This window comes from Corallococcus sp. AB045 (assembly GCF_003668895.1).
GTDB classification, from domain to species: Bacteria; Myxococcota; Myxococcia; order Myxococcales; family Myxococcaceae; genus Corallococcus; species Corallococcus coralloides.
Window position 1 is genome coordinate 21,494 of the sequence record NZ_RAWN01000079.1, and the last position, 16,217, is coordinate 37,710.

14 protein-coding genes are annotated in these 16,217 nt (G+C 68.8%); 5 read left to right on the plus strand and 9 right to left on the minus strand.

Translation table 11 applies throughout. The features are described from left to right. The first annotated feature begins 300 nt into the window (after positions 1 to 300). Positions 301 to 1,047, plus strand: coding sequence for a hypothetical protein (locus tag D7Y21_RS20045; RefSeq protein WP_199724339.1), 747 nt, complete (start codon positions 301 to 303; stop codon positions 1,045 to 1,047). 73 nt (positions 1,048 to 1,120) lie between these two features. Here D7Y21_RS20045 and D7Y21_RS20050 read toward each other — a convergent pair whose 3' ends face one another. Then, a complete protein-coding gene (locus D7Y21_RS20050; protein ID WP_121715088.1) occupies positions 1,121 to 1,957 on the minus strand; it encodes a dienelactone hydrolase family protein in 837 nt (278 codons plus the stop codon). 75 nt (positions 1,958 to 2,032) lie between these two features. Here D7Y21_RS20050 and D7Y21_RS20055 point away from each other — a divergent pair, with 75 nt between their 5' ends. After that, entirely contained in the window at positions 2,033 to 3,031 is a 999-nt protein-coding gene (locus D7Y21_RS20055; RefSeq protein WP_121715090.1) for a GlxA family transcriptional regulator, read from the plus strand. Between the two features lie 173 nt (positions 3,032 to 3,204). Here the strand turns inward: D7Y21_RS20055 and D7Y21_RS20060 are convergent, their stop codons facing one another. The 4 genes from D7Y21_RS20060 to D7Y21_RS20075 all read right to left on the minus strand — a co-directional run bounded on the left by D7Y21_RS20060 (position 3,205) and on the right by D7Y21_RS20075 (position 8,578). Further along, a complete protein-coding gene (locus D7Y21_RS20060; protein WP_120563717.1) occupies positions 3,205 to 4,356 on the minus strand; it encodes a TIGR03118 family protein in 1,152 nt (383 codons plus the stop codon). A 171-nt stretch (positions 4,357 to 4,527) separates the two neighbouring features. Next, complete coding sequence (locus D7Y21_RS20065) at positions 4,528 to 5,643, minus strand: sterol desaturase family protein (protein WP_233612210.1); 1,116 nt, start codon at positions 5,641 to 5,643, stop codon at positions 4,528 to 4,530. Positions 5,644 to 5,748: 105 nt separating this feature from the next. After that, positions 5,749 to 7,146 (minus strand): chloride channel protein, encoded by a 1,398-nt coding sequence (locus tag D7Y21_RS20070; RefSeq protein WP_120563715.1) that lies wholly within the window; start codon positions 7,144 to 7,146, stop codon positions 5,749 to 5,751. A gap of 67 nt (positions 7,147 to 7,213) precedes the next feature. Then, complete coding sequence (locus tag D7Y21_RS20075) at positions 7,214 to 8,578, minus strand: CotH kinase family protein (protein WP_158627320.1); 1,365 nt, start codon at positions 8,576 to 8,578, stop codon at positions 7,214 to 7,216. A gap of 191 nt (positions 8,579 to 8,769) precedes the next feature. Between D7Y21_RS20075 and D7Y21_RS20080 the strand changes: the two genes are divergently transcribed. After that, positions 8,770 to 9,072 carry a GatB/YqeY domain-containing protein gene (locus D7Y21_RS20080; protein WP_233612209.1) on the plus strand — a complete coding sequence of 101 codons (303 nt, stop codon included), beginning with the start codon at positions 8,770 to 8,772 and terminating at the stop codon, positions 9,070 to 9,072. Positions 9,073 to 9,733: 661 nt separating this feature from the next. After that, positions 9,734 to 9,856, plus strand: coding sequence for a hypothetical protein (locus D7Y21_RS43365; protein WP_255424202.1), 123 nt, complete (start codon positions 9,734 to 9,736; stop codon positions 9,854 to 9,856). A 47-nt stretch (positions 9,857 to 9,903) separates the two neighbouring features. Here the strand turns inward: D7Y21_RS43365 and D7Y21_RS20085 are convergent, their stop codons facing one another. The 3 genes from D7Y21_RS20085 to D7Y21_RS20095 all read right to left on the minus strand — a co-directional run bounded on the left by D7Y21_RS20085 (position 9,904) and on the right by D7Y21_RS20095 (position 14,219). Continuing rightward, positions 9,904 to 13,125, minus strand: coding sequence for a type 2 lanthipeptide synthetase LanM family protein (locus D7Y21_RS20085; protein ID WP_121715096.1), 3,222 nt, complete (start codon positions 13,123 to 13,125; stop codon positions 9,904 to 9,906). Between the two features lie 116 nt (positions 13,126 to 13,241). Further along, positions 13,242 to 13,469, minus strand: coding sequence for a mersacidin/lichenicidin family type 2 lantibiotic (locus tag D7Y21_RS20090; RefSeq protein ID WP_120563712.1), 228 nt, complete (start codon positions 13,467 to 13,469; stop codon positions 13,242 to 13,244). 186 nt (positions 13,470 to 13,655) lie between these two features. After that, entirely contained in the window at positions 13,656 to 14,219 is a 564-nt protein-coding gene (locus tag D7Y21_RS20095) for a hypothetical protein (RefSeq protein WP_147469336.1), read from the minus strand. Positions 14,220 to 14,323: 104 nt separating this feature from the next. On the opposite strand from D7Y21_RS20095, the gene D7Y21_RS20100 reads away from it, so the two are divergent. After that, positions 14,324 to 15,250, plus strand: a complete 927-nt coding sequence (locus D7Y21_RS20100; RefSeq protein WP_120563710.1) for an RluA family pseudouridine synthase — start codon at positions 14,324 to 14,326, stop codon at positions 15,248 to 15,250. Positions 15,251 to 15,269: 19 nt separating this feature from the next. On the opposite strand, the gene D7Y21_RS20105 is transcribed toward D7Y21_RS20100, so the two are convergent. Then, entirely contained in the window at positions 15,270 to 16,187 is a 918-nt protein-coding gene (locus tag D7Y21_RS20105; RefSeq protein ID WP_121715099.1) for a hypothetical protein, read from the minus strand. Positions 16,188 to 16,217: the final 30 nt, after the last annotated feature.

Consider the following 16,217-nt stretch of genomic DNA (forward strand, 5'->3'; position numbering starts at 1 on the left):
CCTGGTTCCGGCACCTACCCTGGACTTCTCCAATGCTGGTGCAATGTGCTTCCTGGTGAAGGTGCGCATCCTGGCGATAGCGTTCACCAGACAAGCACTCTTTGCTCCATGGGTTTTCTTCGTTCTACCTTTCAAGGCGTCGCCACCGGCCCGGGCGACGTCAGTTCCTGGGAGTGCGAATCATTGTCCGCCCCCCAGTGGCTGTCAGCGGAATCGCCTTGTCCACCGGATACCCGGCCCGCTTGGCAGCACCCACCCTTGAATGGAGATGCATCCGTGCGCGTTGTTTCGCTTCTCGCAATGTTTCCTCGTTGGCTCGCCCTGGGGCTGAGCCTCTTTGGTGCTCAGGCTCTCGCGGGCTACGCGCCCATCCCGGACGGTTACGTTCTGCTCAGCACGGACACGACAAACCGATACGTGGTGGCGGGAGGAGCGCGGTTCTTCATCCCTCCCGCGCAGTGGAGCAATTATTCCTCCGCCACCCTGGTGCCGCTGCCCCAGGCCACCATCAACTCCTATGCGGAGATTCCCCAGGAGGGCACGCTGCTCCGCCAGATTGGCTACGCCGCGATCTATGTCGTGGTGGGAGAGAAGTTCTGGTGGATTCCGAATCCCACGGAGTTGGACTACTGGGATGACTGGAGGACCGTCAACAACATCCCGAACGCCGGCTGGAGTGAGGTGTTCTACAACTACTCCTACAAGATCCTGGTCCAGGAGCGCACGAGGAGCCAGATCTACCTTTACATCGCGGGCGCCAAGTACCCCATCACCAATGCGTCAGACCTCGCCTACTACGGGGGGGCGTCCAGCGTGAAGATCGTCCCCATGGGAACGCTTGACGACAACACGGACCAGCCCTGGTGTGGCGCTCTTCTGCGCGAGCGCTCGAGCAGCACCGTGTATTCTCTGGGGTTTATCAACTCCTCCCTCCCCGGCATGTATCGGTCGCCCGTGACCGCCACCGCGGACGGTGAGGTTCCGGATGGCGCGCTGAGCGGCATCCCGGTGTTCACCCCCGGCGGATTCCTCAACTGCATCAATTAGCAACACGCTTTCAAAAGGGGGGGCGGTATCCGTCCCTCCTGTTTCACGAAAGCGGCGACTCATCCCTGGGTTCTCACAGCGCCGCCTCCTGGCGAAGCCTCCGCGCGAAGAAGGACAGGATCTCGTCTCGCGCCGCGAGGGTCGGCTCTCCAGCCGCGTCGATGAGGTGCGCGGTCACGACGCTGTGCGCACCGCCGACGATCCGCTCGAAGAAGGGCGGGGGCCTGGGGTTCGCGGCCGACGACGGCAGCACCCTGGGGTGGAAGCGGGGCCCCAGCGCTTCGGCGTAGGCGGCGAAGCGCTGTGCCGTGCAGAAGCGATCGCCGTCGAAGCGGTACGCGAGCACCGTCAGGTCTTCACGCTCGAGCCGCTCCTTCACGGCCGCGGCTTCCTCGGGGGCGATTTGAATCGCTCCCGGAGTGTCGAGCGGCAGCGAGGGCTGGCACAGGACGGGCGCCAGCACCGCGGGCTCGAGCATCATGCTGAGCGCGAAGTTGCCGGTGAAGCACATGCCGATGGCGCCGACGCCGGGTCCTCCACATTCCTGGTGCGCGAGGCTCGCGAGCGCACGCAGCCACTGCGTCACAGGGCTTGACGCATTCGCCGCGAACGCGCGGAACTCCGCGCTCACGCAGGCCCGCTTCATCACGGCGAGCCCCGCCTCCGCCTGCGGATAGGCCCCATCCCTCCCGAACAACGACGGCATGTAGACCGTGAAGCCGGCATCCCGGACCCAGCGTGCGAAGCGCGCGACGTGAGGGCTGATGCCTGGCATCTCGGCCATGACGATGACCGCGGGGCCTCGACCGGCGATGTAGACGGCGCGCGGGGTCGACTGGAGCGTGATGGTGCGTCGCTCGAAGTCATCCAGGGGATCGTCGGCGGTGGGCTCGGGGGCGGGAGGAGTCATGCCCGGACGATGCGGGAAACCCTCCCTGGTGGGCCAGTGGCGGCATTGACAGGTTTCGGTCTACTCTTGCCAGACATGATCTTCCATGTCGTGCTGGATGGCGTGGCAGAGGGCCCGCTGGGTGTCGGCCTCGACGTGATCAACACGGCCTCGCGCCTGCTGGAGTCAGGCCTCGTCCCGGGTGCTCCACGAGCGAACCCACTGCGTCAACGCGTGGTGTCGCTGGACGGCCGCCCGGTCCGCTCCGGCACGGGACGCTCCGTCTGCGTGGACGGTGCGCTCAGCCTGCGAAGCGTGAAGGCGGGAGATGTGCTGCTGGTGCCCGGACTCTCCGCGGCCAGCGAGCGCGCCGTCGAACAGCTGCTCTCCCGCGCCGACACCGCGCGCGGCATGGAGCTGCTCGCGCGAGCGGCGGCGAAGGGGGCAAGGGTCGCGGCATCGTGCTCGGCGACCTTCGTCCTGGCGGCGGCGGGGCTCCTCGAGGGACGGAACGCGACGACGACCTGGTGGCTGGTGCCCGCGTTCGTGCGCCGCTTCCCCCAGGTCACCGTCCGCGCGGACCGGATGGTCATCGAGAGTGACGGCGTCCTCACCGCGGGCTCGGCCTTCGCTCACGCCGACTTGATGCTGGCCATCGTCGCGCGCGTCGCGAGCCCGTCACTGGCGCACCTGGTGGCTCGCTACCTCGTGCTCGACGAGCGTGTTTCGCAGTCCCGATACATGGTGATGGAGCATCTGCGCGTCTCGGACCCGGCGCTGCGTTCGGTCGAACGGTTCATCACCGCGAACCTTGGCCGGCAGCTGACGCTGGCGGAGCTCGCCCGCGCCGCCTCCACGTCCTCGCGCACGCTCGCGCGACGGGTCCAGGCCGGCCTGGGCATGACGCCGCTCGAGTTCGTGCAGCGGGTCCGCGTGGCGCATGCCTCCCACCTCCTGGAGACGACCCGGGACTCGGTCGATGACGTCGCCGCCCGGGTGGGCTACGCCGACGCGGCTGCCTTTCGACGCGTGTACCGGCGGTACGCCGGCGAGAGCCCCCGCGGCAGACGGCCGAGGGGCTTCCATCCGGGATGACCTCACCGGCACGTCCGACAGACCTCGCGAAGCAGTACAAAGGCTGCCACCCAGGGGGATGAGAGTGAAAAGGTCCATGCCGCGGGGCTCCCTCCTGGCCTTGGCAGGATGCGCCCGGGGAAGGCTTCCCCGGGCGCATCGCTGGGATTGTCCCTCCTTCGACCGCGCGCGGCTCAGCGCATGGGACGGAAGGGGACGCGGGTCGTGCCCGTGGTGGCCACGTCCAGCCGGCCGTACAGGCCCTGGCTCTCATCCGCCGGACCCGCGGTGAAGAACAGCGTGTTGGTGGGCTGGTTCAGAAGGCCGTTGCCGAACCCGAGCGCCCAGAGGCCGTCGATGATGAGCGGCTGCCCGTTGGTGCCGTGGAGCTGGGCATCCAGGGTGCCCGTCACGATGTCGAAGGCGTTGATGGTGCCGTCGCCGAAGTTGCCCACCAGCAGGCGCCCGGCGAACCGCCCGAAGCTGGCCGGCGCCACGGCCATGCCCCACGGCGCGTTCAGGTTGCCCGCGGAGATGAGCCGGCGGATCAGGTTCCCGTTCGAATCGAAGACGTTGACGTAGCCCAGGCCCGCGCCGTGCACGTCGTCCTTGCGCGCATCGTCCTGCTGCGCATAGCTCACGTAGAGGTCGCCGTGGATGTTCTGGATGCCGAACGGCGCGAACCCGGCAGGCAGGTTCGGGTCCGTGAAGTTCCCGCTCAGCGTGGCGGGCGCGAACTTGCTGTCGAAGACATCCACCTTCCCGTTGTGGAAGTCAGTCGCGTAGAGATAGGCGGCGGTGCCATTGTTCGCCAGGGCGACGCCCTTGTAGATCGCGTTGCTGCCGGAGTTGTCCACCGTGAGGATGGCATTGGCTGGGGCCGCCAGCGGAGACCAGCCGGCCACGACGCCCTGCTCCGTCACGAAGATGAAGCGAGCAGCCCCACTGGCGGTCCCCGCGGTGACCACGAAGCCCTCGGAGCCGTTGTAGACGACGCCCGTGGGGCTCGACGGCGCCGTGGCTCCCGTGGGCACCGGGATGGTGACCACGAGCGACTGCGCGTTCCCATCGCCGTCATAGAGCGTGGAGACCCCCGTCCCGTTGTCGGCGACCCAGGCGGCGCCGAACGGGTTGAAGGCAAGCCCCCAGCTGTTGATCAGACGGGGATCCGGATGCTCCGCGCTCACGCTGCCGTCGGAGACAAGGTTCTTCTGGGTGTACGTATTGGGAAGCTCGCCCGGTGCCTGGGCGATGGCCGCTCCAGGCAGCGCCACCACGGCAAGCGACAATCCAAGCACATATCCACCACACCGCCGCCCCAGTTCGCGAATCGACGTTGTCTTCATGTTCCCCCCTCGAGATATCGCGCTGCTGTGACCTTCTCGTCTGACTGAAACCTGAGAAGAGGGGTCCTCCGGCGCAACAGGCCCTGCTGCGCTGGGAAATGATTGCCAGTGTTTATTGCCCGGCTTCCAACGCGTCATCCGACCCCGGGCCGGGCCCCAGGCCTTCGTGGGCTACCCGTAGGGCGTCTCTTCATGGCGCTGGAACGGGTACGCCAGCTGGCCCAGGTAGGTCTCCGGCGGCTGGAACTTCGTGGTCCCGTACTTCGAGGGCCAGTGGGCCGGCATGTGCGCGGTGCCGAAGATGACGTCGATGAACGACAGGAAGACGGCGAAGTTCTTGTCGATGCCTTCGTCGTCGGACGTGTGGTGCCAGTGGTGGAACTCCGGCGTCGCGAATATCCAGCGCAGGTACGGCCAGCGGTGGTTGACGTTGGCGTGGATGTACACCGCGTGGAAGGACACGAAGACGAGGTAGCCGTAGATGGCGGAGGGGTGGAAGCCCAAGAGGAACACCGGCACGAAGCCCGCGAAGCGGTTGACCAGGATGTCCACCAGGTGGCTGCGCGAGCTGGCCAGCCAGTCCATCTGCAGCGTCGAGTGGTGGATGGCGTGGAAGCTCCACATCCACCCGACGGTGTGGAAGGCCCGGTGCACCCAGTAGCTCACCAGGTCGATGACCAGCAGGATTTCGAAGAACTGCAGCCAGATGGGCTGCGCGGCCACGTGCGCCTGGAAGTCGAGCTTCACGGCCCAGGACAGGAACACCTGCACGGGGATGAGCACCGCGAAGGAGATGAGCTGCACGCCCACGTGGCTGACGAAGAAGTGCTTGAGGTCGGTCTGCCAGCCGGCGCGGAAGATTCGCTGCTCGTGCAGCCCCCACAGCCGCTCCATGGGGATGAACACCAGCCCGAGCACCAGCAGGTCCAACGCGAAGAAGTCCAGGCCCGCGCTCATCGCGCGCGGTGTGTGCGTCAGGGGCTCCGCCTCGCTGCCGCCCAGAAGCAGCGCCACCATCGCCAGCACCATGGCGATGCCGCCGTGCGCCTTGGAGCGCAGGGTCATCACGCTGAAGGTGCCCAGCAGGAAGGTGACGAGGATGGACACCTGGAGGATGCCCCGGAAGACCTCCAGGTGCTCCACGTAGAAGGCCCGGCCATCGTTGGACACCAGCACGTGGGGGAACAGGAAGCAGAACTCCGCGACCACGCAGAGCACGCCCAACAACCCGCCCGTGACACCGGCGCGCTTGCCCAGGTCGATACGCCGGGCGGGAGCAAGAAGCATTTCCAAGGAGGACCGTCCAGAAGGAGTGCGGCGAGGCATGAGCCTACACCACCCGGGTGCCCGAGCTGGGGCAGCCAGGAGGCCGCACTCGTTCCTCCACCTCGCTCACGTTTCCGCGACGGGCTCCGCGGCCACCGCCCGCACGCGGCGCTGTTCGTTGTAGACGGACAGCCGCAGCGTCAGCACGTAGGTGACGCAGCATGCGAGGACGGCGGGCGGTCCATAGGCGGAGCCGAACACCTCCAGCACCAGGGCAATGGCCGCCAGGGGCACGCCGACCACCGCCACCAGCGCGGAGGCGATGCCGACCACCACGAACACCGTCACGTCCGCGGGCCCCGTGCCCGTCAGCGACGCGAGGAGCTGCGCCGTGGCCGCGCCCGAAACGCCCCCCAGCACCATGGATGGAATGAGCATGCCCGCCGACCCGCCCGACTGCACCGTGAAGCTGGTCGTGAGCAGCTTTCCGCCCACGATGAGCAGCAGGTACCACCACAGCGACAGCGTCCCAGACGCGCCCGTGAGCAACCGGGCGATGGTGTACTCCCCCATGCCCAGCACGTGCCGGAAGTCCATGCCCACACCGTAGTAGAGGCCCCCGGCCACCAGGACGGTGCACAGCGCGCCCATGGCGCCGCGCAGCAGGGGACTGGCGCGCTCCACCACCTTGCGCGTGTGCAGCATCGACAGGCCGAACAGCAGCGCGATGGGCGCGGACACCGCCACGGCCACCAGCGCGGTGAGCCCGTACTCCCCCAGCGTGTACGTGTGCGCGTGCGGCGGTGCCACGAAGATGGGCTTGAAGCCGAGGAACCGGTTGTTGAGCGCGTACGCGATGATTCCGGCCAGCAGGCAATACGCCAGCTTCCGGTAGACGATGCGGTTGCCGTAGACGACCTCCAGCGCGAAGAGCGCCGCGGCGAACGGCGCGTTGAGCAGCGTCCCCACCGCCGCGGCGATGCCCGCCAACTGGCAGGTGCGCAGCGTGTGCTCGGAGCGGGCGCGCGTCAGGCGGGCCACGCCCGCGCCCAGGGACTCGCCCACCAGCACCACGGGACCCTCCAGCCCACCTGACGCGCCGGAGCCCAGCGTCAGAAGCGTGGCCACCGCCTTGCGAAAGGCGAGCCGGAGGGCGGGCCGCGAGTAGCGCGGGCGTGGGTCGTCCGCCGAGTCCTCGTAGGTGATGTGGTAGTTGTGGAGCGCGACATTCACCCCGTCCGAGGCCACGTCGCTCCAGCCGGGCCGGCGGTTGAGGACGCCTCTCAGCAGTCCGCCCAGCAGCAGCACGCCCGCGAGCACCAACGGTGCCCACCAGGCGCTCTGCCCGGAGGCGAACGCCAGCAGCACGTCGCTGGTGGCATGGACGCCATACCGCAACGCAGAGCACACCCCCCAGATGAGCACCGTGCTCAGCACCACCCGGCCCACCGTGCGGAGCACCGTGTCCCAGGAGTCGTGGAGGGCACGCTGTTCTTCATCCAGGGGTTCGCGACGTCCAGCCATGGATCGGGAGGCTACGTCGTTTGAGGACAAAGTAAATGGACTCGGCCGCCCTGGGTTCAGGGCGTCTTCAGCGGAACTCCTCTTCCAGGAGGGCCCAATGCGCATCCACCCAGTCGTGGAGGTACTGCACCTCCTCCTCGAAGCCGAGGATGTCGGTGCGCTGGTTCCAGCGCGGGAAGTGGCGATAGGCCTCGCCCCAGTGGGCTTCATCCTTTCGAGCCGCGCGGTCGACCTCGGCGGCATAGGTGTCGATGAGCCCCTGGACGACGTCCCGGTGGAGTGTGGTGTGGATCAGCGTGTGGAGGCGCTCGCGGAGGGGCTGGCGGATGGTGGGGTCTTCCAGCATCCGGGCGAACAGGCGGTTCTCCTCGGTGAAGGAGTCCATCAGGTCCGGGGCCTGTCGCGTGGTGTCCCAGTTCTGCCCGAAGCTCGCGTCCAGGTCCCAGGGGATGTAGCGCCAGCGCCGCGCTGGGCCTTGCGCGCGGAAGTGGTAGGCGTTCTTCGTCACGGAGTCGGACAGGGCCGCCAGGTGGGCGAAAATCCACCAGTCCTCGTAGTCCTCCACCTGCATCCATGCGCCGCGCTCCGTGCGGAAGCGCTCCGCAGGGGAATCCGCCACGAAGGCGGTGAGCTGCTCGATGCTGGCGTAGGCCCCGTCTCCCTGCTCGGGTTCGCCCTCCTTCTTCTCGTAGCCCAGACGCAGTGAGGCCTTGGGCCTGCCGGACGCGTCCCGCCAGGAGAAGTTGGCGTCGGAGTCCACGGCCTTGAAGAGCTCACCCTGGACATCCATTCCTTGCGCGGAGAGCGAATGCCGGTCGACGTGGTCCGCCACCGTGTAGAGCCCGTGATAGAGCCCGTTCAGATAGACAACCGCGCTGAAGGTCTTCACCTTGAGGTGGTCGGGAGACATGCGGCTCCACAAGGTGAAGCCCAGCCTCGCGCGAAGGTATGAGTTGTCATTGAAAGGGCTGATCAACACCACCTTGCGTCGGCTGGTGAAGCCAGCCGCGAGCAGGGGCTCGTCGAAGGTCTGCCCGCCGAGGAAGTCGAGCGTGAAGCTGCGCTTGGGAAAGACCTTGGACGTCGCGCCGCGATGTCGGGCCCGGGCGACGTAGCAGCGTCCGCGATAGAAGACGCGCGCCGCCTGGTAGGCGTCGTCATCCGGCAGTGAGTCCGCCACGTAGAGGTGGAGCACCGGCAGTCCATCCTCATCGACGTAGGCGCGAGGATCCTGTCCGTGCTCGCGAGCCGCGTCTTCTCGGGCGGTGTCCCCCGTTCCGGTGCATTCGGGAACGGGCGGGTCCCAGGGACTCTGGGGCCGGCAGCCAGACGCCGCCATTCCCAGCGCCAGCACCAGCAGGGCCAGGGCGACGTGCGGTGACCCTCGCCTCGCTCGTCCCCTGTCCTTCATCCACGCCCCGACGCGAGTCATGCGTTCGCCTCCAATACCGCTCCCATGGCAGTGGCGCGCCCTGTCTCCGGGACCGAGGCACATGTCGCCTACAAGCTGAAGAGGGAGGCGCGGGGCGCTCCTTGCCGGGGCAGGTGCGCGCCCGCTACCGTGGACGCATGAAGACCGTGGATGAATGGAAGGCAACGATGCGGGCCGCGCTGAAGGATGCCTTGCGCACTCGAAACGTGCCCGCCTCGGCGGTGCTTCGGGAAACACTCGCCGCCATCGACAATGCCGAGGCGCCCGACGTGAGCGTTGCCCCATCGCCGGTCGAAGGAGGCATCGCCGGCAGCGCGGGGGGACTTGGAAGTGGAGAGATTCCCCGGTTGCTGTTGTCTCCGGAGGCGGTGGATGCCCTCATCCAGCGTGAAGTCCAGGAGCGTCGCGACGCGGTGGCGCTCTACACCCGGCTCGGCAAGCACGAAGAGGCCCGGACGCTTCAGGCGCAGGTGGACGTGCTCCTGGCGCTTTGAGCATGAATCGCGCTCCGCCGCACGCGCACGGGGTCTTGTGCGCGCTTGGCGCCCTGAATGCCCGGGAAGCTGGTTGGCGTAGTGCTGGCCGTTGTAGGTGAGGCCATACCCGCCGCCGTCTGGCACGGCGCAGAGGCTGTTGGCGTAGGCGAAACACTCTTGGAGATTGGCTGCGTACGGCGCTGCGGTGGCCCCAGCGGCAGGTCCTCCCCAGCACTCGAGCAGGGATTGCCCAGCGCATGTGCTCGTCCTGTCGTGAGGGGATGGGGTGCCTGGTCTGGATGGCGCTGTCATTCGTGGCGGGGCAATCCGTGCAGCGCGCTGCCACGCCATGGGCCGACCCTGAGTGGATTGTTCGTGGAACTACATCCACGCGGCCTGCTGGATGTAAGGCATTCCCCTCTGGGGGCAGGATGAACCAGACTGCGAGCCTTCCACCAGAACTCCTTTCACGAGGTGAGGCCCCCTGAAACATCTCCTGGCAGTGTCTGCGTTCCTGGCGTCGGGTCTGGTTGCGTGCGGAGGCGATTCCAGCCTGGAAGGCACCGCGAACGAAGCACGGCAGCCTTCGGTGGTTTCCGAAGCCGGGGGCTCCGTGAAAGCGAGCGCCTGCACCCAGTATTACGTCCCCAGGCTCACCACCTACTGGGACTCATACCCCATGCGAGACGATGGACTGCTCGGTCAGTGCGAACTGGATGCGTCCTGCAATCCCACCTGCTGGGGCGTGGAGAGCGCCTATCCCGTCCATAGCGACTACTTCTACTGCACGCATTGCCCTTGAGGCCCTCGCTCCCGCCGCACAGCGCGGGAGCGTTTGGCCCACCGCGATTAGAAGCGGGGGCCCGGGGCGCGCGGAGGCTGCAACGCCAGCACGGACGGCACGGAGTCGGGCGCGGCCAGACGCAGCAGTCCCATCCCGATGCCGGCCAGCCCCATCATCAGCCCCGGCGCCTCGGTGAACCTGGGCAGGCCGCAGCGCCATGCTCCGTCCTGGCCCTGCGCCAGCACCCGCGCGGCCCGCGAGCGCGCGGCCTCTTTCCAGGCTTCGTCTCCCAGCACCTCTCCCGCCAGGTGCAGCACCTCCAGGTTGCCTACGTCTCCGTGGCACAGGCAGTGGCTGCCGCCAAAGCCTTCGCGCTGCACGGTGGCGAGCCCTGCGTGAAGCTCATCGCGCAGCCGCGCATCGTCCAGATGGCGCAGTGACAGCAGCCTGGCCAGGACGCCGCCCGCGGCCCCGTTGCACCAGGCCGTCATGAAGCCGCTGGGCACCAGCGGCTCGCCTTCCTTCGACGTGCGCAAATCCTTCCAGTTGCCGCGCTCCGCGACGAACAGGGCGCGCTCGAAGGCCAATCCCTGACGCGCGGCCTCCCGGTAGCGCTCGTCGCCGGTGAGCGTGGCCAACTCCAGCAGGGCCCAGACGAAGCCGGCCGCGCCGTGGGCCAGGCCCGTGAGCGCACGTCCGGCCGCGGGCACCACCCAGGCGCGCCCTCCGTGCTCGGAGTCGCTCGCTGTCTGGAGCATCCGCTCCCCGCACTTGCGCGCCAGCCGGAGCGCCTCCGTGCTGCCGGTCTGCTGGTGGAGCCGCGTCAGCACCAGCGCGGTCCCGGCGACGCCCGCGACCAGGTCCAGCGCCGTGTCCGCGTCGATCTTCGCCTCCAGCGAGCCCAGGCCCTCGTGGACTTCATCCAGCAGCGCGGCGTCGCCCAGCGCCACGGCCAGGTGGCCGAGGACGTAGACGTTCGCCGCGCGCCCCGAGAACGCCCCCACGCCGGAAGGGTCCTGGGACTCGGGTGCGCGCCACTGCTCGCGCACCGGTACCGCCGCCCTGCGCGCAATCGTCGCGAAGTCCTCCCGGCCCGTCACCGCCGCCAGGTAGCCGAAGAAGAGCGCCACGCCCCCCACGCCGTCGAAGAGGTCCGTGCGCAGGGGAGAGAGCCCCCAGCGACGGCGCTCCAGGTCCTGGAGCCCCACGCCAATCCAGCCGACGTCTTGGGCGCCCTGGATGGCGCGGCCCGCCAGCAGCTCACCCAACCGCACCGCGCCGGCCAGACACGCGTCGGGCGTGGCGGGCGGGGGCAGGGCATCCCCGGCGGCGGTCACCGACGCGCGGGGCGCCACGGTCTCCTGCTCTCGCTCGAGCGTCACCAGTGACTGGCGGATCAGCGCCACCTGTTCGGCGCAGTCCTCGGGGCTCAGGGACTCCAGCAGTTGGAATGAGCCGTCCAGGCCGGGACGCGGCAGGTGATCCGCGATGCAGTGCCCCCGGCTGTCCCAGACATGACGCGATCCGGGCCGGGCGGTGAAGACGGGCACGTCCCCCAACCGGAGGTCCTCGTGCTCGGAGGGCGTCAGCCGCGCCAGCGAAGAGCGCACGCGGACCTCCGCCCATAGCTTGTCGAGCAGCTGGTCCCGGTCGAGCGCGTCGCGCAGGAAGTCCGGGTGCAGGCCCTCCTGGAGGAGGAAGCCGTAGCGCATCGTCGCCCGCGCGATGTGGCGTACCTCCACGTCGCGGAACCCCTCGAGTGTCCGCGCTACCTCCTCGCGATGCTGGAGCAGCAACGCGTAGGTCTCCTGGAAGCCCTCCTCGATGCATGCCCCGAACGCCGTGACGTCCACGGGCCGGCCCTCCAACAGCGGGCGGTTGTGGGCCGCCGCCGTGGTCGGCTGCCGACGGACGACGTGCAGGGTGTCACGGGCGCGGTCTTCCAGTGTGGGCGCGGCGTGGGGGAAGAGCTGACCTGCCTCGCCGCCCAGACCGCTCAGCTCCACTCCGGCCCGGCCCTCCCTGCCGAACATGAGCGTGGGCAGCAGGCCGCTGCTGAGCACGGACCGCTCCAGGAAGCGCGCGGCGCGGGACACCGCCGTATCGTCGGCACGGGGTGCGGGCAGTTGATGGAAGAGCCCCTCCAGGTCCACCAGGACGGGGAACTCCCCGGCGGCGAGGAGGTTGCCGGAGTGCAGGTCCACCCCGCGCAGCAGGTACAGCAGCGCCAGATGGCTGCCCTGCCGCCAGTAGAAGCGCGCCACGGCGTCGCGGTTGGCGCACCCGCCGGTCTCGACGTGCTCCACCCAGCCATGTGATGCGCGCGTCAGCACCTTCAGCCGGCGGTGCGGATGGCGCAGGCCCCAGCGCTCCAACTGCTCCAGCAGGTCCTGGTATCGCGCCTCGACCTCCAGCGACCTCGGCTTGTAGACGACCCGCAGGCCGGAGCGGAAGGTCAGCAGCGCCACGCTGCGGCCCTCGCGGTGCGGGTCTCCCGCGCCGGTGCGCGCCTCCACGAGCGGCCCCGGATCCACCCCCGCGCCGAGCACCGCCACCAGGGACTCCCGGTCCTCCGCCAGGTGCGTCAGCAGCTCCAGGCTCGTCTGGATCCAGCGATCCAGGGCCGTCACCAGGAGCCGCGCCAGCACCGGGTACTCCTCCAGGAACGCGGCGAGCCGGCCCGGGGCCTCCAGGTGGTGCAGGGCGAAGTGCTCGAAGCGCGCCTGGGGCGTTTCGCCCTGCAGCTCGCCGCGCAGCCGGGCCACGTTGAGCTCCAGCACCAGGGACCGGGTCGCGGTCTGCATCAGCCGCTGCTCCAGCGCGTCCACGAGCCAGGCCTCGGCGCGCGCGTCCAGCAACGCGTCAGCGGGCAGGCCGGTCCGGGCGGCCAGCGCATCAACACCCGCCCGCAGCCGGCGCAGCCCCAGTTGGAGGAACCGGCGGATCAGGGACGGCACGCGCATCCGTGGACCCGGATCCACGGGAGCGGGGAGGGCGACGTCGGACGCGCGGTCGGACAGCACCTCTTCCAGGAGCGGCACCCACGTCAGCGCTTCCGGCCGCGTGGAGCTTCCGGCGAGCCTGCGCACGAAGGACGCCGCGTCCAGCCCTACTCCGCGAAGCCGCTCGTCGAAGGACGCCTCATCCCCCAGCGTGCTGCGCCGCCACGCCTGGAGGCGCGACCCGGCCTGCTGGAGCGCCGGGGCGGAAGGGTCCTCTCCCGCGGCCTCCCGCTCATGGAGGAAGGCAGCCCGCTCCCACGCACCCATCTTCGAGCCCTCTCGCATGCGCGCCCTGCACGTCCGTCTGGACGTGGAAAAAGACAGGCGCGAGGACCGGAGCCCCCGCGCCTCGGGTGGAACGGGACGACTCCTCGTGGGAGCCGCCCGTCACACACCGTCCATCAGCACAGCGAGAACGTCAGGTTGGTGCAGATGTACTCACAGGAGTTGGTGGCGGTGAAACCGATGTCAATCCTGCCGCCGACGACGTCCATCAGCTCGGTCTCGCTCAGCTCGTTCAGCGTCGCGCCAGAGGGGTTCGAGGGCAGCTGGGCGCGCTGCTCGGCGGTGAGGCTCTCGCGGAACGACGGGTCCTTCCAGGCGCGGATGATCATGTCGGGGGTCATCATGTTGAGCCGCCTCCTTTTTGACGGCCCTCGCAGGCTAGCCCGTGAACTCCGGCTGCTTCAAACGTCTCCGCCTTTTCATGTATCACCGGGTGTTTCCGGTATGAGTCGCGGGCGCCCCATCTCTCCCTGGAGCGTGGGAGGGAAGTCACGCGTGGTGAAGAGCCCTGCGCCGAGACCCTTCCAGGACTACGGCTTGGGTGGGGCTTCGGGGGCTTTCTGCATGGACTCACGTGCGCGAACCCGCTCCTCACGCTGCTTCTCGACCAGCGCTCGCGCCTTCTCCTTCTGCGGCTCCTCCAGGAGGGCTTCGACCTCGCGGTATGCCACCGTCTCGTTGTCCTCCATCGCCTGGAGCAGGAGCTGTTGCCGCTTCAGCGCTTCTTCGCTCAAGGGTGCGGGAGGTTGGGCTGGAGGCGTGTACGGAGGCCGGCCTCCGCGGCCCGCGGGGCCAACCCTGACAGGCATGGCTCCCGGCGGCGGATTGGCTCCCATGGAGGGGCTCCAGATCCCCCGAAGCTCTTCACGCAGGGGCTTGTTGGTCACGGCCAGCGCTTCGTCCCGCTGGCCTATCTTGATCAACTGGTCGGTGCTCAGCCCCAGCTCCTGATGGTTCTCGAGCAGCAACGCGAGGGGCGACTCGAAGAGGATCCTCGGGGGCGGCTGCCTTCGCTGTTCCACCGGGGGGGACGATGCGCAGGCAGTAACAAGGGCCACCAGCAACAACCACGGCGCGAGATGACGCGGCGACATCGGTCCTCCTTGGGGCGTGTGCCTTCTCTCTATTCTGATATCGCGTCCCACAGAAGGCCCAGGAGGTCCTGGTGCCAGGAGCACTGACGTAGAGTGCACGAGTGATGTCCCAGCCTGACGACTCCTCCGGCCTGAATGACGGCTACGTGTACCGCGAGCGGATTGGCGCTGCCTCCGTGGGGCGCACCGCGCTCGCCCACCTGACGAGCACGTACCGGCACTCCACCGAGGAGCAGTGGCGTGCGCGCTTCGTGCGCGGCGAGGTCCAACTGGACGGCCTCATCGCGACCGGCGACGAGGTGCTGCGGGCCCACCAGGAGCTCTGCTGGCACCGGCCGCCCTGGCGGGAACCGGAGGCGCCCGCCAGCTTCGAGCTGGTGTTCGAGGACGCTTCGCTGCTCGCGGTCATCAAGCCGAGCGGGCTGCCGACGCTGCCCTCCGGCGGCTTCCTCAAGAACACACTGCTCTCGTTCGTGCGGCTGCGCTGGCCGGAGGCGTCCGCGCTGCACCGGCTGGGGAGGGCGACCTCGGGGCTGGTGCTCTTCTCCCGCACGCATGAAGCCGCCGCGAAGCTCTCGGGCAACTGGCGCGAGGGCGACGTGGAGAAGCGCTACCGGGCGCTCTCGGACGGGGTCGCGGCGCAGGAGTCCTATGACATCCACACGCCCATCGGGCTGGTGCCCCACCCCTTGCTGGGGTCGGTGCACGGGGCGGCCGCGAAGGGCAAGCCGTCACACAGCCGCGCGGAGGTCCTGGAGCGGCGTGACGGGCAGACCCTCTTCGAGGTGCGCATCCACACGGGCCGGCCCGAGCAGATCCGCATCCACCTGGCGGCCATCGGCCATCCACTCACGGGAGATCCGATGTTCGCCTCGGGAGGTCTGCCCCGCGAGCACAATCCCGGTCTGCCCGGAGATGGTGGCTACCTGCTCCACGCGGAGACGCTCGCGTTCACGCACCCCCTCACGGCGGAGCGCCTGCGTCTGCACGCCCCACCTCCGGCCGCGTTGCGGATGGCGTCGGAAGCCTGAGCCCCGGCACGCAAGGGCCTCAGTAGGTGCCCCAGCGCGAAGGAAGCGGCCCGCTCCATTGCGTCTGGTTTCCCGGCGTCGTCAGCGGAGTGGTGCCACTGATGCGCATGATGCTGGAGCTCTCGTTGAGGCTGGACCAGTCCACGGCGATGTTGCGGCAGTAGCGGTCCTTCGCGAAACCGGTGGTCATGTCGTGGATGCAGGGGGTGGCATCCCAGACGCGGTTCGCTTGCAGTCGCTGGACGGCGGCGACGATGCTGGTGGGCATCTCCCCGGAGGCTCGGACGAAGGGAACGCCATCGACAGGCACGCCCTTCGACGACAGCAGTTCGAACGCCTTGCCGGAGTAGCTCAGCGTGCCAGGCATGCTGAAGTCCCAGGCACTGGCGCTGAAGGGCTGAGTCTGTCCACAGGAGGCCGGGGCGCCGGGAGCGTCCGTGCAGGCGCCGCCGAGGTGAAGCACCAGCACGGCGCCCGTCTCCACCGTGTAGCCCTGGGGGAAGGTGAAGGCGAAGTCGGCGTTGGTGAGCTCCTGGAGGGAGATGCCGGTCAGCGTCCCGCCAGTGACGGCCACCAGTTCGATGAGGTCCTGCGGGGCGTCGGGGTTGATCTCGGTGATGCGAAGCGAGGCTTCAGGCGGGGGCCCACCGCCATCCAGGGTGCCCGCATCCGAGCCACCGGCATCCGGAGCGCCCGCGTCGCCGGAGCCCGCGTCCTCGGCGCCCGCGTCGGGAGTGCCGGAGTCCACGCCCGAGTCACCCGTGCCTGCGTCCCCTGTCCCCGCGTCTGGCGAGGAGGCCTGAACGCAGCGTTCTTCAACGCAGACGATGTCGGGGCCTCGGGACGCACAGTCCGCCATGTCCGTGCACTCAGGGTCGGAGCAGGCGGTGGAGACGAGCGGGAGCAGGGCAAGGGCTGCGAGTCGCGGGCGGAGCATGGAGAGGACCTGGATGCGCGGTGGGGGGTG